Raw genomic sequence first — 24,146 nt, 5'->3', positions numbered from 1 at the left:
CGCCAGATGTCTCGCAGTGCTCTTGGGACTCTTTTTGTCAACGGCAGGGGTGTAGCCCGGATCTCTCTAAGATGAATGGGGATTTCACGGATGTTCACTCCGGCGCGCTGCGCTCTGATTACGAATTCAGTGGGAAACATATCCAGTTCAAATCCGCATCGGGCGGGAATATCCTCTATGGCTTTTCTCCAGATTACCTTTGGGCCATGAGTATCCGTTCCATCGTATCCGAGCAGCGTTCTGAGAAGAAATGTCAGCGTGAGAGTCGCAGCCTTTCGAACGAGGGGGCGTTTATCAGCTTTTCCTGCAAGAACCTTGGAGCCCTGTACGAAATCAACATCGTCGGATCCAAGCAGTTTCAGACCTCGAATCCAGAAATCACGATCAAGTACATCCAGATCATCTATTATGATAATTTCCCCTTCAGCCTTTAGAAGGCCTGTTTTCATGGCAAGTCCGTAATTCGGATCAGGAAGGGAAACTGAATGCAGGGATGGATACTTTGCGGTGAGATCATGCAGCAGATCTGCTGTGCTGTCCGTAGACCCATTCTCGATTACTGATATTTGAAATCCGGAAGGGAGTATTTCCAGAACCGGGACAAGCTGACTTTCCAGAATTCCTTCCTCATTAAAAACGGGAATGATAATTTCAACTGTTGAAGCGCTCTCCGGACATGCATCCAGGAGAGATTCTGCATCCGGATTCAACCCTCTGTTTGAGTTCATCATGATATTTCTTTTCTTTTGCGTCCCATTCTGGCCACGAGCAGACTCAACTCAAATAGAATATACAGAGGAAGGGTAAGCATTATCTGAGTCAGCGGATCCGGAGGAGTCAGCAGAGCTGCTATGATAAGCAATCCCACTATTATATGTCTTCTGAATCTTGCCAGAGAATGTGGAGTTACAACCCCCATCCTCACCAGTATAAGCACCAGAACAGGAAGCTGAAACGCGATGCCGAAAAGGAGAATGAACCTGCCGAGGAAACTGATATAATTAGCAAGGCTCCAGTCTCCCGTGATGTTTCCGGTTTCAAAACTGTGAAATACGCCAATTACCGGTTTAAGCATAAGGAACCAGGCGAAAGCAGCTCCCGTAAGAAAAAGGAGAACCGAGACAACTGCTGCCCTGACAGCTGTCTTCCTCTCCTTTCTGTACAATCCTGGAGAGACGAATCTCCAGAACTGATAGAATATTATCGGAGAAGAGATAATAATACCTGCGGTAAGCGAAAGATTGAGGTGAGCCGAGAAAGCCTCAGCCGGGGCAAGAGTCTGAAGTCTTTCAGGACCATGGCTGAGCACCAGTGTCATCAGCTGTCTGCTGAACAGGAAGAATACTATCACAGAACCCGCAAGCACTCCAAGGACAATGAATATCCTTTTCCTCATCTCCTCAAGGTGCTCCCAGAAACTGCCCTCGGTGGTTTTCTTCAATTTGGATTCACGCTTTAAGACAGCTCATGATCTCTGGAAGAATTTCCTCTTCCTGATCATTTGTCATATGGGTTAACCTGCAGTCACCCCAGTCAAAGGGGAGAGCCCAGATCCTTCCGTTTCTTCGGGTTTTCTTATCATGCTGAAGCAGTCCGGCGAGTACTTCAGAAGAAGGTATCCCCTGGATTTCGGTTGGCAGACCGCAGAACTCCAGGAAGTGCTTTATCTCATCCGGAAGATTACTGTTTCCTCCGAATCTGACAGCAATAGCGGCTTCAGCAATCATGCCGAGACCAACCGCTTCCCCATGAGACAGTCTGAATTCACTCGCACTCTCAAGAACATGCCCAACTGTATGTCCAAGATTCAGAAGCATTCTTGAATCATTCTCAAGCAGATCTTCAGAGACGATATCGCCTTTTACGATCAGGCATCTTTCTATCATTTCGAGAATCCGATCCGATGGGTATTCTGCTTCGCTCACTTCCTGAATAATGATCCTGATTCCCGGATCACCAATCAGTGCGGTCTTCAGTGCTTCTGCCATACCGTTCCGGAATTCCCGCTCGGGGAGTGTATCAAGATATCCGGGTGATATCACGATCATCTCCGCAGGATAAAAAGTACCTGCCTGGTTCTTTACACCGGCAAGGTTCACGCCGGTTTTTCCACCAAGACATGCATCTACCATTGACAGAAGTGTGGTTGGAACGAGCATGAGTTTCAAACCTCTGAGATAAGTTGATGCTGCCATTGCACCCATATCACACGTCAATCCACCGCCTATTACAATGCAAGGAGTATCTCTCCGGACTCCCGCTCCTGCCATGCTTCCCCATATCTGATCGAGCGTAAATGTATTTTTAAGTTCCTCTGTGGCTTCCATCAGATAAAGACCGGAAGAGGCTGCAAAAAGAGTTTGCAGCTGATGATTCCACAGTCTTCCAACTTCAGAATCAACAACAAGAAAGGGATTCTTCCACTCGTCCGTCAGTTCCTTTATCCAGTTCGATCCATCAGCACCTGCGCCTGCATATGTGTGAATAACTGTCATTGGATCATTGATATGCCATATAAAATCCATCATATCATGCTTCATCGGGTTACCTCCGTACGATTACGAACGCAATGTACAAAATATATGCCATTAACATTATTCCACCTTCAATCCTTCTTGTCCTTCCTGGACTGCCTGCCTTTCCTTTAAAAATCATGAACATGAGCAACATGACAGTAATACCCAGAACAACAAGAATATCAGGCAGCACCATCTGATTGAACTCTGGAAAATCCATTGGTCTTATAGCAGCCGTTGCACCAAGTACGAACAGGATATTGAACAGATTGCTGCCAACAATATTCCCCAGAGCCATGTCCCAGTGATTTTTTCGTACAGCAATTACTGAAACAATGATCTCCGGCAGTGAAGTTCCCAGAGCGACAACTGTTACACTGATCAGAGTTTCAGTGACTCCCCAGGATTCAGCGATCAGGACTGCGCTATCCACCACGAAATCCCCCCCGAGAATAACACCACCTATACCGCCAGCTGTCATCGCGATAGATCTGGCGTATTCAAGAGGCAGGTTCTTACAGGAATTCTTCGTTTTGTTCAGTCTTTTCTTCCTGTCCGATCTGCCCATCCTGAAAAGGTAGAAAAGATAACCAAAGAAGAAAAACAGGAGGATAAAGCCCCCTGACCTGGTTAAACCGAAAGTCTTCACCGTAGAAAGTGGTTCAGTGCACAGGAAGAGCAGAAGTAAGGTTGCAAGAAAACTGAATACTATTTCCTTCCATATTCTCCTCTGGCGATGCTGCATACCAAATATCAGCAGGGACAGAGCTATTGCGAGACCAATATTCGCAATATTGCTTCCGAGAATATTCCCTATTGAAACAGACGAATGATCACTGAGCGCTGCTTTGATTGAAACAGCGGCTTCCGGAGCACTGGTCCCGAGTGCTGCAATACCAAGACCTATCAGGAGAGGAGATACACCGAAAAGAGCGGACAGCCTGCTTCCACCCTTGATAAGGTAATTACCACCTGTTACAAGAAGCACGAAGCCGGCAATCAGAAATAGATAGTGCTGTATCATGTTATCTGCAAAAAAAACTATCCACCCGAATTGTACTCTACAAGAGTCAGTGTGCTGTCAGCTGTGGAACTGGAAACCATTCCAACATTCGGAGCAAGCCATATATGTCTGCTTACGGTAGTAGTCTCAGGGTTGAATCCGCTGACTCGTATCCAGTTAACAGTTGTCTCATACTGACGGATATGATAGCAATCCGACCATTCTCCATCAGGACTTGTTTCAATTCCCAGCACGGTCGAAGTCTTTTTCCAGTCATGGCTTATAGTGACTCCCTGACTGACTGCAAATGTTGAGATGCTGTCAATTCTTGTGTATCCGGAAACAAGAGGCCATTCCAGCCATGTCACCCATGCCTGATACAGAGGAACTTCATATCCATTGAACATGACCCGATGATCTTCGTAATGTTCAAGCTGACCGTCTCCGTCAATCCAATACGAGTAGTCCGCTCCTGAAAGAACCCTGTAGCATGCTCTTTCTCCGACTTCTGTCTGATCAACAACTGTAACAATCAGACTGCCGCTTTCATTGATGGAATACTCCCACTGGCTGCCTATACTGCTTATCGGAAAGTAGTCTGAACCCAACCTGTAAAACAGCGGGTTCCTGTCACAGCCAACCAATGTCGCGATCAGCACAATTGACAGGATCGGTACCAGTAACTTTCTCATAATGTCACCTCCCTGGAAATACCGAAAAGGAGAATGAACGAATCACCTGTTTCTTTCTCACCAAGCACACTGGAGTAGTCTGTTCCCACTCTTCCTCTGAAACCTGCTCCCATGCTGAAATCCCATCTCATTCCGACTCTCCAGAAAGGATCCCAGGATACAGGATCAGCTCCATCACCATTACGAAGCGAACTGCGGCAGATCCCGAATCCGCACTCTATCCCCGGATTGAATACATTACCCCAGGGTCTCAGGTAATAACCGGCGTTTATCCCGGGTTTCATGAGAGTAAGAGATGCCGATCCCTGATCAGTGCTTCCGAACACACTTCCATTGATCCCACCTCCCACTTTCAGGGAAGGCGTGATTATCCAGGACGCGGACAATCCGATATCCACTCCGGTACTCAAACTGTTTCCCCATTGACCGGTGGGAAATGACGGACCTCCTGTCGCGACCAGTTCAATATCGATGGCTGCGCATGCTATCATGGCAGCAAATGTCAGTATCATGGCGTATCTCAATGCAACCTACCTCCTTGTAAATCCAGAGCAGGCAGTGCCATATCCTGCATACCGGTCAGGATTTTCAATGATTCTCCCGCTACTTTTCTTAATGCGTTTTCCGCCAGACTTGGAAGATTGTTCTCCTGACTCAGATGCGCCAGAACACATACTTCCAGATTCTTATGACTAACCGAACCAAGCAACTCTGCGGCAGCCTGATTCGAAAGGTGACCGGTGGTTGATGCTATCCTCTGTTTCAGGCTCCATGGATAATTTCCTTCCCAGAGCATATCTTCATCATGATTGAATTCCAGAACAAGTGCAGTACATCCGGAAAGACTTTCCTTAACCAGAGGACTGGACTGCCCGAGATCAGTCGCAATTCCAAGTCGGCCGGAATCCCACTCAATTACATATCCTGATGGATCGGCCGCGTCATGAGCAACACTGAACGCACTTATCGAATATGCTCCAAAATCAAAACTGGCTCCATTTGGAAATACATTTATTTCCTGGATTTTACCGAGTCTATGTCTGGAAGCGTTTAATGTTCCCTCTGTGGCAAAAACTGGAATCCCCCACTTTCTCGAAAGCACCCCTGCACCTTTTACATGATCCGAGTGTTCATGACTGACAAAAAGCGCTCGAGGATTTATACCGGAAAAACCGGAATCAACAAGTCTGGATGTATGCACCTTCCCGCTTAATCCCGCGTCAATGAAAATCATAACCCCGTCATGTTCCACTGTAAAAGCATTACCCCTGCTGCCGCTGGCGAGTACGCCAAGTCTCATAATTCAACTCCTCCATCATTCGAAACACGATGAAATACAGCTGAATCAATCGGATACTCCGGATGCCCTGTCCGGCCCCAGAAATTTCTGAGCATCCATGTGCTGTCCGAGGACAGTGAGTTAAGGCTGAACACACAGATACCGCTGCATCCTCGCTCAAGAGCTTCCTGCGCACCTATTAATGCAGAGGGAATCGACTGATTGTAAATACCTATTCCATGAACCACTCTTGAAGGACAGATTCCGGTTCCGAGAATCGCCAGTTCCCTTGCCTTCGATGCATTCGTGGTATAGACCATCGTACAGACAAAATCGACAAGTCCCGCAGAAAGCCAATATCTCCAGTCGCAGGAATAATGGCTTGCAGCTTCGAACGGATCAGCCATTACAGCACATGACAGAAGTGTTTCCGGTGATTCACTCCTTAGAGCGGATCGGACAGTCTCCACCGTTATGGTTACCTGATTGATTTTCCATTGAGACCACAATTCAGACAATTCTTCCGAGCCGCTGTTCCGTCTGAAGAGATCCAGCGGGTCTCTTCCCGTTGTGAAATAGAACGCTTCTACTGAGGATGACTCAAATCCAAAGGAGGGATTCGGATAGCGAATGTAATCAAGATGTATGCCATCAACGTTGTACTCAGTCGCAATTTCAACGGCAATATCCGCGATAAATTCACGAACCTCTGGTACTGCAGGAGACAGAGTAGCTCCCACGAGTCCATTTTCCTCACATTCCGTGCGCGAGTAATATCTGCTTGATCGACCGTATTTATCAGCGATAAACCAGTCTGGGTTGGAGTGCCAGATATGTGATGAATCAGAAGGCGGCGACGGAGCTGACCACACAAGAAACGCATTTACCCATGCATGAACTTCCATTCCACGCGGGCGAGCTCGCGATATAATGTATTCAAGCGGATCGAAATCCTGCTGAAAAGCAGCCAGTGGGAGTATGGAGGAATCGTAGTAGGCTTCCGCTCTGCCTACTACCTGGACAATAAGACCATTTGCTCCAGCTTCAGCAGCATTCTCCAAGAGTGTATCTATCGCTTCAGGGCTGGTCAGTCCATCTCTCACTACCCAGAAGTATCTGCTTGAACATGAAGGAGCAGTTCCCTGGACTGATCCCGCGAAGATCAGCATGACCGCAAGCAATACTGGCAATCCTGTCTTCATATTCCTCACCTTCTGCTGTCGAAAGAGATTTCGGAGACAGTCCTGATGAAATGCTCAATATCGACAATATTATTCTCCGGGCTGATTGAAAATCCCAGATATCTGTCAGGATTGGATATGTCTCTGCCTGTACTCTCCAGATAGGCAAGCCTCTCTGAGGAATTGTGCGATGGAAGAACGATATTTGCATCTTCCAGCTTCGCATGGAATCTATCGGGTGCTTTCCTCATACTCAGCAAAGCTGTTCCCGGAAGAAGATTATCTGTGGAATCTCCGATGATGGAGTATTTAATTCCGTTATAGTCAAGACCGTCAAGCAGATCTGCTCGGAGCTGATTTACGATCCTTGTTCTGGGAACAATACCGGTGTTGATAATATCAATAGCAGCGGTCATTCCGGAGATTCCGGGAATATTCATCATACAGGAGAATTCAGGAGCATTACACATTAACCAGGGATCAGAATCAGTTATTACAATTGCTGCTGCTCCGGGTGGTCCGCCTATTTTCTGCGAAGAAACAGTAATTGCGTCTATATCAGTACTGGACAGATCAATCTCGATCTTACCGGCCGCATTACAGGCATCGGAATGAAAAAGAGCCCCATTCGAATGAGCTATTGCAGAGAGTTCCTCAACTGGTTGAATAATGCCTGAAATACTGTTTGCCCAGGCAATGGTTACAAGTCCGGTTTCATCATTCATCGCATCCTTCAATGACTCAGAACTAATCCTGCCATCATTATCGATAGGAAGAATGGTGATGCTGTATCCCTCTCCTCTTAGCATCTTGAGAGCTGTGTTGATAGAAGAGTGTTCAACCGGAGATGAAATTATATGTTTCCTGTTTTTCTCCCTTGCCTGCCTTCCCATGGAAAGGACGGAAAGACCGTTTGCAACTCCACCATCGTAATAGAACAGCGTTCTTGCACCACCTACGAATTCAGCAATCAGAGTATCTGCTTCTTCCACGAATTTCTGCGTTTTTCTTCCAGGTATATTGCTACTGCGGCGATGACCATATCCTTTTTTTATCATCGCGGTGGACGCTTTGATTGCTTTTTCATTGACAGGTGTCAAAGTAAGATGATCAAGGTACGTAATTCTGTTCAGTCTATTACTCCCGTCTTCGTGAAACTCTCCGGAAATTCTTCCTTCTCTGGTCTTGTGAAGAGTTCACTAATGGCTTCCATGATTGGACAGTTTCCATTAAGTATTCTCCTGACAGTACCTGTAATAGGCATATCAACACCGTATCTGTCAGCGAGTGTCATCATGGCATAAGATGTGTCCACTCCCTCTGCCAATTCCGATATGCCTTCGGCGGTTCCACATGCGAACGCTTCTCCGAATATCCTGTTGTGACTGAATGGAGAAAACAGGGTAGCCTCGTAATCACCTAAATGAGAAAGCCCGTACACACTTCTCCAGTCACCGCCCATGGCTGCAACAAGCCTGGCAACTTCCTGTGGCGCGCGAGCCATGAGAGCGCCTTTGAGACCTGACATATTGAGCCCGTCAAGAATTCCAGCTGCTATTCCAATAACGTTCTTGGCAGCAGCTCCCACTTCGCAGCCGATCATATCGCGAGTCCAGTAGAATCGTATCAGATCACTGCTCATCAGCCTGGATATGCGAATAGCATCAGCATCACTACCGGATGCAATAATCATGCAACTGGGTACTTCAGCTACAAATTGCTGCGGGTGTCCCGGCCCTACCCAGACAGAAAGGCTTCGTGGATTCAGTCCTTCCTGATCAGCGATTTCGGACATTCTCAATCCGGTTACTTTTTCTATACCCTTCATGCAGAGAATGATATCTGAACCTGACAGATCAATTGCGGATAGTATTGATGCAAGTTTTCTGAATTCCTGAGCGGGAACCGCTACAGTTATTAAGTCACAGGCGGATACTTCTGCAAGTTCTGTGGTCAAACGAACAGAATCGGGAAGCTTGAGATACCTGTTTTCCCCGGTTCTCTGAAGCTCTCGGAACGCAGGCGCGTATGCGGGTTCCCAGCCAAGCATTGTATTTCCCACTCTGGATCCATACCAGAGATGAAAACTTCCCCATCTCCCGCATCCGAGAACTGCCTGCTTAATCGGCATTATGGTTTACTCTCCACTTTCGATCCCTTTAGAATCCGGTATGGTTTCAACTGAAGCATACTTCTTAAAAAGCTCTCCCCACGGAGTCGCGAGAGCTTCCTTGATTCTTTTCTTACCAACAATATTCAGCCAGAACACATCATGATATAACCTGCTCGCGTAAAAAGACCATGGAACAATTGGACTTCTGAGCAGGATATTCTCCAGAGGTTTCAGCCAGCCGTGGTAGATAGCCTTCTGACCTCTGCTTGCGAAAGTCTCTGTCTGCATAAAATGGAAGTTCACCTTTGAGATGTCTTCTCCCACAATCTCGATTTCTGCCGTATCTCCAACTCCGAGTCCTTCTTCGTGAGCAAGCCTTATGAAATCCAGTTTCATCGGATCAAACCCCTGCATTTTCGCGCTAATCGCATCAATTGCCACCTGATCCGCGGAAGCCAGGATATAGTTCTTAACATGGGGAATCATCGCTCTCGGACCGGGTCCTTCTCCGGCAAATGTTCCATCCATTACTGCAAGAATACCGGGATGTATCTCCTTCTGTATTCTGAGAAGATCAACAAGGGTCTCATGTATGACACTGTGTGTCCAGTGGCGACGCTCGCTGAGCAGACCCCCGAAAGCGTTCTTCATCGCGCCTGTGATTGTTGTAAATACATGTGTTTTCATTGTTGGAAGATGAATAATATTCTTTCCTATGAGGATGTCCGGAACTTTTACACCATCAGGGAAGATCTTTCCAAGTACTCTGAAAGGCTTGTCCGGTTTGAATTCAACCCATTTCACCGGTTTTTCGTAAAGTCTGACCTTTCGAATTCCATGCAGGTCTTCATCGACCTGCCTGAGATGGTTTTTAATTTCACCTTTCTTATCACTGACAACAACGGTCCTGTTGTGGGTGGAAACGAGCTGATCTTTACTGAAACCATCCTTCAGGAGGCTTCTTATCACACCATCAAGCTGCCAAGATGTCGTGGAGCAGGCTGGATACCAGTGATGCCATGACACATTTATCTTAAGCAGAACGTCCTGGTTCTTATCCAGGAAATCCAGATAATCAATGCTTTCGAGAAGCCTGTGATAATCCTCCAGAACGGTATCTGGTGATGTTTTCAGCACAGCGACTTTACTTTTCATATTCTATCCTTATACAATCCAGTGGTTTTCCATCTTCGATGCGCCCACCAGTAGAGTTCCGGGTTTTCTCTTATCAATCTTTCAAGTTCAAGCGTATATTGCTGTGTAATCCGTTTTTCTGCTTCTTCCCTTGGAATATCTCCCTCAGGACGTATTGGTTCCCTTATCACAAGCCTGTGATCAGGACCTTTCCCGATTCGGAGCAGCGCCGCCAGAATAACCGGCACTCCAAGTTTTACGGAAAATGCCGCTGCTCCTCTCGGAGTGGAAGCGGGGTAATTGAGAAAATCAACGATTATTCCACTTTCCCCTGCATCCTGATCTGAAAGCCAGCAAACGTATCCCCCCCGTTTCATCGATGATAATACGCCTTTTACCGCTGCTCTCCGATTGTACAATTCTATTCCGTGCATGGAACGCATATGATTGATAAATCCATCAACCAGGCTGTTGCTCTGTCGTCCTACAAGAAAAGCAACATCTCCAAGAAGATACCTGTTTGCAATACCGAAGAGTTCCCAGTTACCGAAATGCCCTGTTATGATTATCGCTCCCTCTTGTCGAAGGAGAACTTCAAGAGCTTCAGGATTATCTATAATGACATGTTTTTCTATATAACTTTGATCCATTTTCCACTGTTGTGCATATTCAATCATGAAACGCCCTGAATTTTCATAGGATAGAAGTGCAATTCTATTAAGTTCCTCAGGTGACTTTTCAGGAAAAGCAAGTTCAAGATTTACAAGTACGATTTTTTTTCTTATTCGCAAAACTTTCCATGCGAACCATCCCATGAATGCGCCCAGTGCCAGAGCACACCTTATTGGCAGAAGACCAACCATAAAAACGATGATCCGCACAAGCGCATACTCAATTCTGTGAGCCAGTGAAGGTTTTTTCCGTTTTTCCATCTCAGCTCCTGCCAAAAGGAATTCGAACTTTTACAGCCTGCTCCGGGCACAGTTCATGACAGCAGAGGCACATGATGCATTTACGGCGATCCATCACTGCTCTTTCATCTTTTATGATTATCGCGTTTGTCGGGCAACCCCTTGCGCAGACTCCGCAACCGGTACACTTCTCCGTAGATACAGGTGGTCTCTTGAAAAGCATTCTCGCTATTCCACCCAGGAATGAAGGAAGCAGATTATAGAAGCTTTCACCGGGTACTCTGAAATTCTCAAGCGCACATTCTTCTAATCCATATACAGAGATCTCTTCTATCGGCTTCCCAAGACCCCTATCCCGGGCAATTCTGTTCGTATAGAGTTTAAGAGGATCAATGCCGGCCAGTTCAGTCATAACCATATCAAGACAGACACCATCCCGCGAAAGGCCAAGCAAACCATCCCATCTGGGGGTTCCATCAGTACTTGGCCCCTTCCCGTCCATAGCAAGAATCGCATCCATAACAGTTAAATCAAAGTCGACAATCTCATAGATATCCACAAGGTATTCCGATAGATCAACAGGTCGTATTCCGTAACTGTGCAGTACAGCTTTCCCAAGTCCCGGAATCGCGCCAAAAGCATTTTTTACCGCATTGGTCAGCCTGCAGAGTCCGTGTGTTTTGAACTTGCACATATTTATCAATACATCACATTCCAGAACTGGATTTGCGATGTCGTATGTTCTGCCCATGATTGTCTTTCGAACGCATCCCGCTTTTTCAAAATTAACCAGTTCAAATCCGAGTTCTTCAGCAATCCTTGAATACCCGCAGTTCTTCCAGTATCTCTCAACTCCTTTTACAGCTCCGCCGGGACTGTCTCCTACAACAACAGTACACCCCTCATTGCGCAGCAGTATAACCATCGCGGCGACAACCTCAGGATGTGTTGTTATCGCTTTTTCGGGTGATTTCGCCGAGAGCATATTAACCTTTAGAAGAACTTCAGCACCCGGAACAACAGAATCCGGCCATCCTCCAGCCTGTTCAAGCATCGTTGAAATCGCATTAATCAGTTTGCTTCTGTCGTACGATTCAAATCCCGCTTTGAGAACTACGTCATATGTCATAATATCCTTCAGGAATTATCATGTTGCATGTTCCGAATCATCCACCGAACTGGCAATTCCCGAGGGCAGGGGCAACAACTCTGTTCTTACCTGCTCTTTTTGCCATGTACATCCTTTGATCGGCGTACTTCAGCAGCATATCCCTGTCTCTCACATCAGTAAGGTATGTTGAAACTCCAAGACTGATACTGACTTTCCCTTGAGGCTGCTGTTCAGAGTGAGGAATTCGGCAAGAGGACTCAACCACTCTTTTTCTTATCCTCTCAGCAATTTCAACGGATTCTCTCTCATTTGTAAATGGAAGAATACAGACAAACTCTTCACCACCGTATCTGATAAGAATATCGACTTCTCGAATCGCTTCAGACATTGCTTTTACTACTGTAGTAAGCAGTGTGTTGCCCATAGGGTGACCCCATGAATCATTGTAATGTTTGAAGTCATCAATATCCATCATTATAAGAGAGAAAGGAAAACTGGATCTGTCAGTCCGCCTGAATTCATCTTCAAGTTTTTCTTCGAAGAATCGAAGATTACCAAGACCTGTAAGCCTGTCCTTTCTTGCAAGTTCCAGTATTCTGGAATGCAGCATCGCGTTCTCCACTGCTGTTGCCGCATGATTCGCAAGGGCAACAACGATACGCTCGGACTCTGCAGAAAACCTCCCTGAGATAGGACTCTGAATATCAATGGCTCCTACTACCCGATCCTGCACTATCATGGGAACAGCGAGTTCACTTCTTGTGCTGCCGATGTTTTCCACATACCTTATATCTTCTCTGGTCTGTTGAATGTTGACAGGTTTCCGAGATGAGGTAGAAGCGGCAACGACTCCGGAGGACAATTTACTATCGGACTTCATTCTGCCCAATGCAATCTGTTCTCTGATTCGGATAGTAAGGCCTGTAGGATCATTCTCCGAATCGTATCCCGAGGTTACGGCAACCTTGAGTGAATGGGGAATCAAATCATCTCTATTTCCTTCAGCGAGAAAAACAGCAACAGCTTCTGAAGGGAAAAACCTCCGCAGAGCCGATGTGACTTCACGGCATATTTTCTCTAAATCCTGTGTTGAGTTCAATTCCCTTCCGATCACAGAAATAGTCTCAAGTTCCTCATTCATTTTTCTGAGATTCTCTCTGAGCGTATATTCCTCTGTGACATCATTCGTCATAATGACAACACCGGCGAAATGATCTGCACGCTGAAATGGTATGTAGCTTACATTCAGCACCTGATCTTCCTGTCCAACCTTTCCGACATGAATCTGTCTGTTGAGTATGGGTCTTTCCTCTTCTAGAGTAGTACTGAAAGAATTCTCTTTATCTGATATCAGAACAGGAAGCACTTCCCTTAATCTCTTGCCTATAAGATCGTTCGCGATCTTGCCAAATAATTTGCATGCTCTTGAAGTAACCTGAAGAAGGAAACCGGAATTATCAACAACAAGGATTCCTGAATCCAGACTGTTCATAATAGCTGACATATGTTCCCGCTCATCAGTCACTTCTTCCAGGACAGTCGCATTAAGAATAGCTTCTGCTGTATGTACGGCATAATGCCTTAACGCTTCCAGATCAGTGCTTTCTATCTTTCTTCCAGTCACGTATCTATCACATCTTATAAGACCAATTGGACGTCTTGCCGCAATAAGTGGTGTATCTATATAATCCTTCGAGCCTGTCCACCACATTCTCTCATCAGCTATATCAACTTCACTGGACTGAATCTGGCGAAGCTCCCGAATGGCAATTCCTGCTGGAAGATCATGGTATTCACGGACATGAAGAGATTTTGGAATATCGGTCAGGTTTCTTCCCAATGCAACTTCAGTGACAAGTTCATCCGTTTCAGAGAGATATCTGCTAACCCAGACTCTGTCAAAACTAAGCCCTGTAAGTACTCCATTGGCCATTCTTCTGAATATATCCCTGACGCTCATGGTTCTACCAAGCTCTTCAGTCAGTTTCCATGTTGCCTCGAGTCTGTTTACTCTGTTCTCCAGATAACCACAGAGTTTATTCAGTATAGCCTCTCTGTCAGGAGGATTACTTCTTTCAAGATGGTAATTTACAAATGAAGAGACTTTCTCCATAAGAGTTTCACAGATCGATAAGAACGCTTCAGGTCGAATAGGAAGTTCTTCGATCCTGTCAACTCCAGCCCACTCAGCTCTTAAGCGAAGGGAAGCATCCAATCCGGGTGTCAATAAAAGAAAGGGAACTTCAGATGTAAGAGATTCCCCTTTAAGATACCGGCACACCCTCAGTCCATCCAGCATAGGTAAAAAGTATCCGCACACAACCAGTGAAGGATTCGAGGAAGCAGCTCTGGAAATTACTTCAATTCCTGTACTGCACGTTTTTACATCGTAGCCTTCAAGCCTCAATACTTTCCCAAGTATCTGCAGCAGTCCTGCATCATTATCCGCAATTAGAACTGTTTTTTTCCCTGGCATCAGCTAAATATCATTCCAGGCTAATCATGAAGAATCACGATCAATATCGAATCAGTCCTGCGTTCCGGTGTCAATTGCTGCCTGAGCTGCAGCCAGTCTTGCAATCGGAACCCTGAATGGTGAACAGGATACATAATCCAATCCAATCGAGTTAAAGAACCAGATCGATGCGGGATCTCCGCCATGCTCTCCACAGACACCAATCTTTATGTCAGGTTTTACTCTCTTTCCCTCTTTTACTGCAATTTCGACTAATCTGCCTACTCCATTGACATCAATGGATGTAAAGGGATCCTTTTCATAAATGCCCATCCTGACATAATCACCCAGGAAAGCGCCTGCATCATCTCTTGAGAATCCGCAAGCCATCTGTGTAAGATCGTTTGTGCCAAAACTGAAGAAATCTGCATATTCAGCTATTCTGGCTGCATCAATAGCAGCGCGGGGTACTTCGATCATTGTGCCTATACTGTATTTAATGAAATCAGCAGTTAAATCTTTTTCTTTAAAGACAGTATCTATCACCTCCTGCGCACGAATGCGAGCGATCTCCAGTTCCCGTGGATGTCCTACCAGCGGTATCATGATCTCAGGCAGAACTTCAGTACCGTTTTTCTTTACCTCGATGGCTGCTTCCATAATAGCTCTTACCTGCATATCGGAAACTTCCGGGTATGTCAAACCAAGCCTGCATCCTCTGTGACCAAGCATTGGATTGAATTCATGAAGCTTTTCAACGGTTCTCTGAATCTTCTCTATCGGCACTTCCATCTCTCTGGCCATTTCAAGCTGCCCCTGACTGTCATGAGGCAGGAATTCATGAAGCGGTGGATCAAGAAGTCTAATCGTGCACGGAAGACCATCAAGTTCCCCGAATATCCTGATGAAGTCTCCACGCTGCAGAGGCAGTAATTCTTCTATTGCTTCGTTGTAATCTGCCAGAGGAGCTTCGAGTTCGTTCTCCAGACTGGAAGAATCCTCAAAAGTAGCAATTCTCTCCCGAAGGCTTTTCACTTCTTCCGCAACCAGTATCATTTTCCTGAAGGAGACAATTCTTTCACCTTCAAAGAACATGTGCTCTGTTCTGCAGAGACCTATACCTTCTGCTCCAAAATCAACAGCGGTTTTTGTATCCTTTGCCGTCTCGGCATTCGTTCTAACACCAATTCTTCTGAATTCATCGGTCCAGTCCATAAGAATCGAGTAATTCAAATAAAGCCTTGATTCATTAGGATCACCATCACCCATGGAAATGCTCAATATCTCCGAAGGCCGGACTTCTACTTCACCGGCAAATAATTCACCTGTGAAACCATCAAGTGCTATTAGATCACCTTCGACAATTTCTTTTCCTTCGCAGACCATCTTCTTAGACGCGCTGTCAACACTGAGGCTGCTGGCTCCGGCAACACATGGAAGCCCCATTCCCCTGGCAACAACTGCTGCATGAGATGTCATGCCTCCTCTTGAAGTGATAATTCCCTTCGACACCGACATTCCACCGATATCTTCAGGACTTGTCTCCTTTCTGCAGAGAATCACATCCTCTCCCCTTGATTCCCATTCTTCCGCATCATCAGCGGTAAAGACAGCTCGACCGCACGCTCCACCTGGAGAAGCGTTCAGACCGGTTGTTAGAAAATCCGCATGTTCCTTGCTCTTTTTGTCAAGAATCGGAGCAAACAGCTGATTGAATGCGCTGGTTGGAATTCTGTTCAGCGCAGTTTTCTTATCTATCAAACCTTCATTTACCATATCGACGGCAATATTCAAAGCGGCGAATACCGTTCTCTTACCTGTTCTGGTCTGCAGGAGATAGAGTTTTCCCTCTTCGATGGTAAACTCAATGTCCTGCATGTCGAGATAATGATCCTCAAGTACAGTTCTGATTGAAAGCAGCTCTTCGTATGCGGCTTCATTAACGTCTCGAAGAGTTGAAATGGGCTTGGGTGTTCTGGTGCCTGCAACGACATCCTCACCCTGCGCGTTCATCAAATATTCACCGTAGAAAATGTTTTCTCCGTTTGCGGGATTCCTTGTAAAGCAGACACCTGTACCGGAGTCTTCTCCCATATTCCCGAAGACCATGGTCTGAACATTCACAGCAGTACCGACTAGCCCGGTAATATCATTAATCTGACGATATCGTCTTGCTCTGGTGTTATTCCAGGATCCGAATACAGCGTCGATTGACAGCCTCAGCTGATCCCAGGGATCAGCAGGAAAAGGTTTGCCGATCTGTTTATCGTAAATGTTCTTGAATTCCTTTACGACTTCCTTCAGATCTTCAGTGGTCAGGTCAGTGTCCAGATCAACGTTTTTACTTCTTTTCATCCGTTCAAGCACTGCTTCAAATGAGTGATGCGGGATTTCCATTACAACATCACCAAACATCTGAATAAATCTGCGATAGGCATCAAGGACAAACCTTGGATTACCCGTTTTTTGAGTGATTGCTTCAATGGACTCATCATTAAGACCAAGATTAAGAACCGTATCCATCATACCCGGCATTGAAACAGCTGCACCACTCCTTACAGATACAAGCATCGGATCTTCTCCGGATCCGAATTTCTTTCCGGTTATTTTTTCCAACTGAGCAAGTTTCTCTCGAATCTGCTGTTCCAGTCCATCAGGCCAGCTTCCTTCATCTCCAACGTTATAATATCCTGCACAGGCTTCAGTTGATATCGTAAATCCAGGAGGTACAGGAAGTCCAAGTTTCGTCATCTCGGCCAGGTTAGCGCCCTTACCTCCGAGAAGCTCCTTCTGAGTGCGGTTACCCTCGGTTTCATCTCCACCAAAGAAATAGACATACTTAACGGAATTCATACAGAACCTTTCATTTAGTAGATTGCCTAATAATCACAGAACAGGTAATATATCAGGGTTAGAGCTTGAATTCAATATTAAGGTAAAATCGAGGGAAGCTGTTCGCACGTTTGGCTGTCTTACATGGAAAAGAAATCAATCGGACAGGAAAGCCGGCTTTAATAGAGTTCTAACGGATCACGTGTTCAGATTAACAGCGAAATCACAAAGACCATCTCTGTTAGGATGCGTTTTCAAAAATAAGAGTCATATTTGACATAATAACATTCGGTTATTGATGCTATGTGGATTTAATACCATGTATATATAAATAATATGATATAATATCAAAATACAAGGTTTGACCCTTATTTTCTTTTCCAGAGGAAGCTGAGGAAATCTTCTATTTCCCTCCGTTCGCCTTCATTGATTGGTTTGATCCTGTCAAACACCCAGGAGCATACTTCTCCGGGACCTTCAAATTCATCAAGTCTACCTGCAACCAGGGCGATTACTTCCGACATCTCTTCCCTTCTTACAAGGCCTGACAGGCCGGATCCGGCTTTCTCGGTTTCCACCAGCAGATCAGTGCTGATAATTGAATCCAGGTCGACTGCTTCAGAGATTGCCAGGTAGTGTTCACCTAACTGTGACACAGATATCTCGTACTCCAGCGCAAGCTGCCTCTGAGTGAAATGAGGACCGTGCTTTGTCACCGCGTATTCAAGAGCAGCAGCCCATATGGCAGGCTTCCTGCCACGGGGAGTTACTTCCGAACAGAAGCAATTCCAGATATCAAGAGCCTGCCGGGATTTCTCCCTTGAATATCCATGGAGTTCAAGCATTCCACTTACCATTCCCGCAACCAGATCTTCAATTGGAAGGTCATAATGATGGAGGGCTTTTCGTTTCAGACTGACTCTGAGAGATTCTATTCGAAGAAGTGTATGTTCGATCCTCTCATCCTGAGGAGCAAGCTCCTTTGCCTGAAGAAGCAGGTGAAGGCTTTCTTCAATGTGCCCGGTCTTGGCTTCCAGCATGGCCAGATAAGTAAGAGTTGCAGGTATACGGTATTTCTCCCTGCGTGCTGTTGCCAGCAAAAGGCGCTGTGCTTCTTCATCGTTGTTAAGCATCAGGTGAACAAGCCCGAGTTTCCTGCGGGCATCAAGATCCTCCGGCAGGATATCCAGATACTCTTCAAGTGCTTCCCTGGCCTGCTCAAACCATTCAAGTTTGAGATAAACATCGGATGTAAGCAGTAATCCGGCAGGGCCGGGAACACCATGCCATTTGAAATTTGAAAGCCTCAGTGCCGCTTCCCTGGAGCGTCCTTCATCAAGGTCAAGCTGACTGAGATTGAGGTTTGCGAGATCCTCATCAGATGTTCCGTTCACAGAAGGGTCGGCAAGAAGTCTTTCAAGACTTTCTCTTGCCATTTCATGATTGTTCTCTTTCCTGGCTTTTTCAACCTGTCTCCAGAGCCAGTCTATTTTGTCATCAGATGGCTCGGTCAAAATTAATCCTCCTTTGTGACAGCGAGTATTCCGGTTACAGCAGCAGTTCTGCTGAAAACAGAAGATCCAAGAGCATTTGCCTCTATTCTGTAAATATATGAACCGGAGGCAATAGAATCACCGTCATGGTCAAATCCGTTCCAGAGAATCTGATTGTAACCCTGAGCGCAGGTAGTGGATAATTCCTCTATCTTCGTTCCCGAAACTGTGAATATGGATATACTTATCTCCGAATCCTCGGATACTCTGAAGCTGAAGCACCTTTGCCCGTATCCTGGATTGGGATATACAAGAGCTTCAGTGATACTGAGGTCCTGATCTTCCAGAATTCTGAGGTTCAGTGTATCCCTTGAACTGTTTCCGACACCATCAATGCTCCAGAGAATGATGCTGTGCTCTCCTGGAGAAAGCGCTTCTATTTCATATGTAAGTCTGCCGTCTGTGGAACTGCCACGGTTGTAGGAGAACCATGCGCTGACATCACTTCCATTACCATCTACGAAAAGACTGAGTTGCCTTCCTGAACCTCCAAGAAGGCAGATCCCGCTGGAATCGCTTATCTCAGCTTCAAGAGTTATATCCCCCGTTACTTCCGGATGTTCAACTCCATCGTAACCCCGGAGCCACATAGTAACGGAAGGACCTTCAAGGTCATTTCCAGAGGGGAAACCCTCGATCAGAACGGTTGGATCCTGAGCTCCGCAAAGATCAGTCTCACCGGAGAGAACAGTCGCAGCGATCCTTGCCAGATCACCGGTTGTTGATTGAAGGGGAATAAAGCAGTTGTGCTCGAATTCTCCGTTGCTGACGGTCTCCGTTCCCCTGAAGGCGGTGCCTCCGTACTTGAGGTATTCAATTACTGATCCGCCGAGACAGGTGTATGTCGTGTACCAGGAAGATTCCAGTATTTCAAGAAAAGCCAGCCCATCCTGCTGGAATCCGCTTCCGGCTATACTGTTGAACTCTCCGCTTCTGAGTGTGTCACCGTTCACTGATACAGAACCGTCTGCTTCAGGCAGAGGAAGCGGCATTTCAGGATAACCGAACATGATATAGAACTTGTTGTTCGAGTGGTATATACCGGACATGGCTAGTTTTGACTGCCATACGGCATCGCCAACGTAAAGCCCTGGATTGTTAGTAAGCGAATCAACTATACTTCTGAAGTAGCTGTAGTTATTGTTTCCGTGAGTTCCCCTGGTTGCCGCAACAGATGAAATACATCCGCCTGCAGGATGAGTAACAACTGCTTCACCTATCGCGTCGGTACCCGGATTATAGAATTCTCCCACATTGCAGGTCGACCAGAATGACACCGGCAGTCTTGATCCGTTCGTCAATCTGTCAATATCCTCGGACAGCATCATTTTCTCATGCGCTATCTGACCGGCAGAGCCGTGCCCCATATATATAATGAACGCGAATCCCTGATTGAATGTCTCAATGAAACTTTCCCTTCCCTCCGGTTTGTCAGGATGAGGACCTTCGGGAGGCCATGATCCGGGAGGCCATGGATACTCTATAAGGTAAAATTTCTCCCTGTCTATGTGCCTTGGAAGGACTTCCTCAGCGATGCGTTCGGTATCATTCGTATGAGCGATATCGTTCTGTGATGATCCCTGACCCCATTCGTCATCGGCTGCAAGAAGAGCTCTGTTCATCCATGTGCCGCGGTTCTGACCGCTCAAATACCCGAGGAGCTTAGCCGTGCATGTTCCCAGCTCTGACAGATTATCTACCGGCACTCGCGCAATTGGGATCTCAGGCAGGACGGAATTTTCATGAACCATAACATATATATCATCCGCGCAGTTCACCTGAGAAGTGCCAAGCACAATCCAGGGCGGGATCATCACAGGCTGGGTAGTTGTAAACCCAAGAAAATCATAGTGCCCGTCGCCTGTGAGAATTACTCCTGCAAGCCCGGAAGACCAGCTGTCAATTCCCCACCTTACTGCTGATCTTATCGCACCGGGGTCGGCAACTCCCTGTCCGAATTCATCATAGATTTCGGAAGTTAATGCGACAACAGGATTGTTTCCATCCCCACTGCTCAGCGTTACCATTCCCCATACTCCATCGTAAAGCGATGGATGGACAATGAAAAGTCTGTCACCGTCTTTCACCGTTCCAACAAGCCTTCCAGGGTCGGCGGATCTTATGGAATCAGGCGAAAGCCAATCCCCGGAATCCATGAGAATGAAAACGCTGGAACTGTCAACTTCAAAAAAATAATCAAGTTGTCCGGTACTGTACTCGGTGCCGCTCAAAAGCAGCGGAGCATCAAAACTCGATATATCGAATACTCTGCAGCCAGAGGAAACATCACCGACTCGGAAATTGTACCTGCCTCTTTTCTCTCTTGAAGGGAATAACTGCGTTCCGGATACAGTTCCCGGAAGCGCCGGATACTCGACATGCACCGAAGCCAGCCCCATTGTGCCGTCACCCGCGTCATCAATAAATCTGATTTCCAGAGAACATGATCCTGACAAAAGCAGGTCTTCAACCAGAAGCAATCGTTCGCCTGAGCCGTACCATGATTCGGTAAGTATTTCTGTTCCATCAAGATACAGTGCAACCTCGTGTAATTGAGAACTGTCCATGACAAGAGCGACTTCTACACTGCTTCCGGAGCCATGGCTCTCCACCTGGAATGGCACGGTAATGCTCCCGCCTTCCGTGGTGGTTTCCCATACCCAGCCTGTGTGTGTTTCCTTTGCGGGATTCCATATGTGCTCCTCCCGCAACCATATATCCGATCGAATGCTCTCTCCCCATTCGGGTGAAGAATCGGGATTTCCGGGAATCCCGCCCATTCGAAGACCATCCTCTCCGCCCCACGTCAGCCAGTATACATTGTGAGTTGCATACCTGTGCTGAAGTCTGGCGAGTTCTTCACCTGCTAATTCCCATCGACTGAGTCCCCTTCCGATGAATTCTATTGTGTCTTCCGGATCAAAGACACCATCGCTATTCTGATCGATAACCTTAAAAGCAACCTCTGAAAGATTGTGTTCCTCATCAGGTTCCAGGCTGAACATTCTGCCGGGACCAGTGAACAACCTGAGTGAGGAGCAGGGAGATCCTACGGCTTCACAGCCGGCATTCTGCAGATCACTGCCTGAAAAGATATAACCACCGGTTTCCTCTATTGAAATCCTTGCCCACGGCCTGCCCCAGAAAATATCATCAACCGAGACAACATTTCTGTCAGGCCAGTAGTAAGAACCGGTCGGAGCAATAAGCCTCAGAAGCCGGTTACGTTCTACCGGAATTCCCCCTGAAATCGACTGCCATGAAATCCGAAGATCTATTCTGGAGGCATAAGTACTCGCATCTTCACCTGATATCGGATAAACGCTGATCTGAGCCATCTGAGTGCCGGCAATGGGAATAACTCCTTCAAGGACAACATGAGTATCAACAGCTGAACGAGGTTCAGCAGGGATCTCTCTGGTTTCAAGTCCTTCTCCCACCAGAACAGGTGTTCTGGCCTGTTCCCCCTCCATACCTGTGGATCTGTATCCTGAAGCATTGAATTGAAGCAGGGGGGCTGAGCCGGGAGGAACAGGAATTAAAAGCGTGACAGCTGAACGAACAGGTTCGCCTGGAACACCTCTTAATCCCGCATTTTCAAATACGGTGTAACTGCCATATTCAGTCGTGACTGTTTCCGGATTATTAAAAGCTAGAACTGTAGAGTAACCGCTCGCAGGATCAACAGGCGAAGAAAGAGAGAATTGAGCAATAAGAGTACAAAAGAGAAACATCGCAATCATCTGAGTAATACCCCCTCAACCAGAAGCGGAAGAATCTGCCCTGCGGCATCATGAATACTTATTACTCCGGCCAGAGAAGTAAGAGGTGTTTCCTCCGGATTTATCTCGATCACAGGCATTCCCCTGCGAAGAACGAACAGAGGAAGAGAACTTGCCGGATAGACAAGCATGGATGTTCCGACAACAAGCATAAGGTCACAGCTTTCAGCAAGGTCGAACGCTCTCCTCATTGCCTGCTCGGGAAGTTGTTCTCCGAAAAGCACAACATCGGGTCTGAGTATGCTTCCACATGAACAGCGAGGTGGAAGACTCTCAAACAGCTCCTCTGTAATTGGAATTGGTGGCGATCCGCATCTGTTCATACATGAAGCGGTTCTGAGGCTGCCGTGAAGTTCTGTTACGTCAGTCAGCCCTGCCTTCTGAAGAAGCCCGTCAACATTCTGCGTCACCACCGGTAATTGAACGATTCGCTCCTGAAGCTGTGCAAGAGCGTGATAGCCTGCGTGCGGCTGAATATCCTCGTATGCTTTCAGCCTTTCTCCATACCATTTCCACACCAGTTCGGGATCTTTCCGGAGACCCTCCGGCGAAGCAAGATCCTCTGCTCTGTGTTCACGCCAGTAGCCATCCTCACCGCGGAAAGTCCGGACTCCGCTTTCGCTGGACATCCCGGCTCCGGTGGAAATAACAGGCATCTCCGCGCCTGCCAGCATTTCTATGGCTTCATCGATCAATTTCTCTGAGGATAGTCCTGTCATTGTCACTCTCATCGGCCTGATTGGCGAATGACAGCAAGAACATCGGTGACCGAGCCTGAGGCACCTTCAGTGTTGGAAAATTCAATTCTGAAGATGTAAGCTCCCGATGCTGGTTCATCGCCGTCAGTATCAAGACCATTCCACATAATCTGATTATATCCCTCGTCACAGGACACTGTCTTTCTCCATATTGCTCTCCCGGAAACCGTATAAACCGTGATCCTGGCTGTGCCTGATGTTGCGGTTTCAAAATTGAAACAGCGTTGCCCTGACCCAGGGTTGGGATATACAAAAACGGAAGAAAGAAGCTCGGCTGATAATCCGGTAGTCGTAAAATCAAGAGTGTCCCGTGTTGAATTGCCCATGCCGTCCCATACGACGAGAATAATCCTGTGAGATCCATCTGCCAGTTCGGGAAGAGCGTATTCTATCTCACCATGAGTATGGCTGTCAGGTCGATACGTGAAGTATCTGCTGATATCGAACCCCTGCGAATCCAGACTCATAAGTATTGATCGTCCTGCACCGCCACCCATCGAGCAGATACCGCTGGAATCAGAAGCAGAAGCTCTGAGTACACCGTCTCCGTGTAAAACAGGATCATCTTCTCCTCTGTGACCCTCAATCCATAATTCCAGTTCAGGGGGCAGTGAGTCATTTGCATAGATTCCATTATCCACAACAGAAACCCATTCGCGGAACGCAACTTCTGTAAGCTCATTCGTGATTCCAACAGCACTGCCGCGAGAGAAAGATCCGGTATCAGCCTGTACGGGCATGAAGAACGGAACCGAGAAATCTCCCCCGGTTCCTGTAACCAATCCCTGGTAGACACTGGATCCGTAACGCAGATACTCTATTATAG

General features: G+C 46.7%; 19 protein-coding genes. All 19 read right to left on the bottom strand.

The window, feature by feature from the left end; genetic code table 11:
- On the bottom strand, positions 1-731 hold a 731-nt coding region (locus K8R76_09655), incomplete at its 3' end, for a glycosyltransferase family 2 protein (GenBank protein ID MCD4848446.1).
- Complete coding sequence (gene tatC / locus K8R76_09650) at positions 728-1,441, bottom strand: twin-arginine translocase subunit TatC (GenBank protein MCD4848445.1); 714 nt, start codon at positions 1,439-1,441, stop codon at positions 728-730. The genes K8R76_09655 and tatC, both read right to left, overlap by 4 nt.
- A gap of 7 nt (positions 1,442-1,448) precedes the next feature.
- The gene (locus K8R76_09645; protein MCD4848444.1) at positions 1,449-2,540 is read right to left on the bottom strand and encodes a 3-dehydroquinate synthase; all 1,092 of its coding nucleotides are present in this window, start codon (positions 2,538-2,540) and stop codon (positions 1,449-1,451) included.
- Between the two features lie 4 nt (positions 2,541-2,544).
- Positions 2,545-3,540 (bottom strand): calcium/sodium antiporter, encoded by a 996-nt coding sequence (locus tag K8R76_09640; protein ID MCD4848443.1) that lies wholly within the window; start codon positions 3,538-3,540, stop codon positions 2,545-2,547.
- 17 nt (positions 3,541-3,557) lie between these two features.
- Complete coding sequence (locus K8R76_09635; GenBank protein ID MCD4848442.1) at positions 3,558-4,211, bottom strand: hypothetical protein; 654 nt, start codon at positions 4,209-4,211, stop codon at positions 3,558-3,560.
- Entirely contained in the window at positions 4,208-4,735 is a 528-nt protein-coding gene (locus K8R76_09630) for a hypothetical protein (GenBank protein ID MCD4848441.1), read from the bottom strand. The genes K8R76_09635 and K8R76_09630 overlap by 4 nt, the downstream gene beginning before the upstream one ends.
- Positions 4,732-5,511 carry an MBL fold metallo-hydrolase gene (locus K8R76_09625; protein ID MCD4848440.1) on the bottom strand — a complete coding sequence of 260 codons (780 nt, stop codon included), beginning with the start codon at positions 5,509-5,511 and terminating at the stop codon, positions 4,732-4,734. The genes K8R76_09630 and K8R76_09625 overlap by 4 nt, the downstream gene beginning before the upstream one ends.
- Positions 5,508-6,692: a family 10 glycosylhydrolase gene (locus tag K8R76_09620; GenBank protein ID MCD4848439.1), complete on the bottom strand. Its 1,185-nt coding sequence runs from the start codon at positions 6,690-6,692 to the stop codon at positions 5,508-5,510. The genes K8R76_09625 and K8R76_09620 overlap by 4 nt, the downstream gene beginning before the upstream one ends.
- A 5-nt stretch (positions 6,693-6,697) precedes the next feature.
- A complete protein-coding gene (locus tag K8R76_09615) occupies positions 6,698-7,771 on the bottom strand; it encodes an aminotransferase class V-fold PLP-dependent enzyme (GenBank protein MCD4848438.1) in 1,074 nt (357 codons plus the stop codon).
- Between the two features lie 29 nt (positions 7,772-7,800).
- The gene (locus K8R76_09610; GenBank protein MCD4848437.1) at positions 7,801-8,796 is read right to left on the bottom strand and encodes a glycerol-3-phosphate dehydrogenase; all 996 of its coding nucleotides are present in this window, start codon (positions 8,794-8,796) and stop codon (positions 7,801-7,803) included.
- Between the two features lie 12 nt (positions 8,797-8,808).
- Positions 8,809-9,939: a DUF362 domain-containing protein gene (locus tag K8R76_09605; protein MCD4848436.1), complete on the bottom strand. Its 1,131-nt coding sequence runs from the start codon at positions 9,937-9,939 to the stop codon at positions 8,809-8,811.
- Entirely contained in the window at positions 9,936-10,850 is a 915-nt protein-coding gene (locus K8R76_09600) for a hypothetical protein (GenBank protein ID MCD4848435.1), read from the bottom strand. The genes K8R76_09605 and K8R76_09600 overlap by 4 nt, the downstream gene beginning before the upstream one ends.
- 1 nt (position 10,851) lies before the next feature.
- A complete protein-coding gene (locus K8R76_09595) occupies positions 10,852-11,958 on the bottom strand; it encodes a DUF362 domain-containing protein (GenBank protein MCD4848434.1) in 1,107 nt (368 codons plus the stop codon).
- Positions 11,959-11,995: 37 nt separating this feature from the next.
- Positions 11,996-14,416, bottom strand: coding sequence for a diguanylate cyclase (locus K8R76_09590; protein MCD4848433.1), 2,421 nt, complete (start codon positions 14,414-14,416; stop codon positions 11,996-11,998).
- 51 nt (positions 14,417-14,467) lie between these two features.
- Positions 14,468-17,248: a pyruvate, phosphate dikinase gene (ppdK, locus tag K8R76_09585; protein MCD4848432.1), complete on the bottom strand. Its 2,781-nt coding sequence runs from the start codon at positions 17,246-17,248 to the stop codon at positions 14,468-14,470.
- Between the two features lie 347 nt (positions 17,249-17,595).
- A complete protein-coding gene (locus K8R76_09580) occupies positions 17,596-18,741 on the bottom strand; it encodes a hypothetical protein (GenBank protein ID MCD4848431.1) in 1,146 nt (381 codons plus the stop codon).
- Positions 18,742-18,743: 2 nt separating this feature from the next.
- The gene (locus K8R76_09575; protein MCD4848430.1) at positions 18,744-22,523 is read right to left on the bottom strand and encodes a hypothetical protein; all 3,780 of its coding nucleotides are present in this window, start codon (positions 22,521-22,523) and stop codon (positions 18,744-18,746) included.
- The gene (locus K8R76_09570; protein MCD4848429.1) at positions 22,520-23,281 is read right to left on the bottom strand and encodes an NAD-dependent deacylase; all 762 of its coding nucleotides are present in this window, start codon (positions 23,279-23,281) and stop codon (positions 22,520-22,522) included. The genes K8R76_09575 and K8R76_09570 overlap by 4 nt, the downstream gene beginning before the upstream one ends.
- 8 nt (positions 23,282-23,289) lie before the next feature.
- The coding region (locus tag K8R76_09565; GenBank protein MCD4848428.1) for a T9SS type A sorting domain-containing protein at positions 23,290-24,146 on the bottom strand (857 nt) is incomplete at its 5' end.

The sequence above is a fragment of the Candidatus Aegiribacteria sp. genome, from assembly GCA_021108435.1.
GTDB lineage: Bacteria > Fermentibacterota > Fermentibacteria > Fermentibacterales > JCC-6 > Aegiribacteria.
The sequence above is the reverse complement of the archived record's forward strand: the minus strand, read 5'-3'. Positions and strand labels throughout refer to the sequence as shown.

What these genes read in the sequence shown, in the direction of transcription:
- K8R76_09605 (MCD4848436.1), bottom strand. Translation starts at nt 9,939, where the DNA reads ATGAAAAGTAAAGTCGCTGTGCTGAAAACATCACCAGATACCGTTCTG.
- K8R76_09635 (MCD4848442.1), bottom strand. Translation starts at nt 4,211, where the DNA reads ATGAGAAAGTTACTGGTACCGATCCTGTCAATTGTGCTGATCGCGACA.
- K8R76_09590 (MCD4848433.1), bottom strand. Translation starts at nt 14,416, where the DNA reads ATGCCAGGGAAAAAAACAGTTCTAATTGCGGATAATGATGCAGGACTG.
- K8R76_09645 (MCD4848444.1), bottom strand. Translation starts at nt 2,540, where the DNA reads ATGAAGCATGATATGATGGATTTTATATGGCATATCAATGATCCAATG.
- K8R76_09625 (MCD4848440.1), bottom strand. Translation starts at nt 5,511, where the DNA reads ATGAGACTTGGCGTACTCGCCAGCGGCAGCAGGGGTAATGCTTTTACA.
- ppdK (MCD4848432.1), bottom strand. Translation starts at nt 17,248, where the DNA reads ATGAATTCCGTTAAGTATGTCTATTTCTTTGGTGGAGATGAAACCGAG.
- K8R76_09640 (MCD4848443.1), bottom strand. Translation starts at nt 3,540, where the DNA reads ATGATACAGCACTATCTATTTCTGATTGCCGGCTTCGTGCTTCTTGTA.
- K8R76_09595 (MCD4848434.1), bottom strand. Translation starts at nt 11,958, where the DNA reads ATGACATATGACGTAGTTCTCAAAGCGGGATTTGAATCGTACGACAGA.
- K8R76_09575 (MCD4848430.1), bottom strand. Translation starts at nt 22,523, where the DNA reads ATGATTGCGATGTTTCTCTTTTGTACTCTTATTGCTCAATTCTCTCTT.
- K8R76_09620 (MCD4848439.1), bottom strand. Translation starts at nt 6,692, where the DNA reads ATGAAGACAGGATTGCCAGTATTGCTTGCGGTCATGCTGATCTTCGCG.
- K8R76_09570 (MCD4848429.1), bottom strand. Translation starts at nt 23,281, where the DNA reads ATGACAGGACTATCCTCAGAGAAATTGATCGATGAAGCCATAGAAATG.
- K8R76_09600 (MCD4848435.1), bottom strand. Translation starts at nt 10,850, where the DNA reads ATGGAAAAACGGAAAAAACCTTCACTGGCTCACAGAATTGAGTATGCG.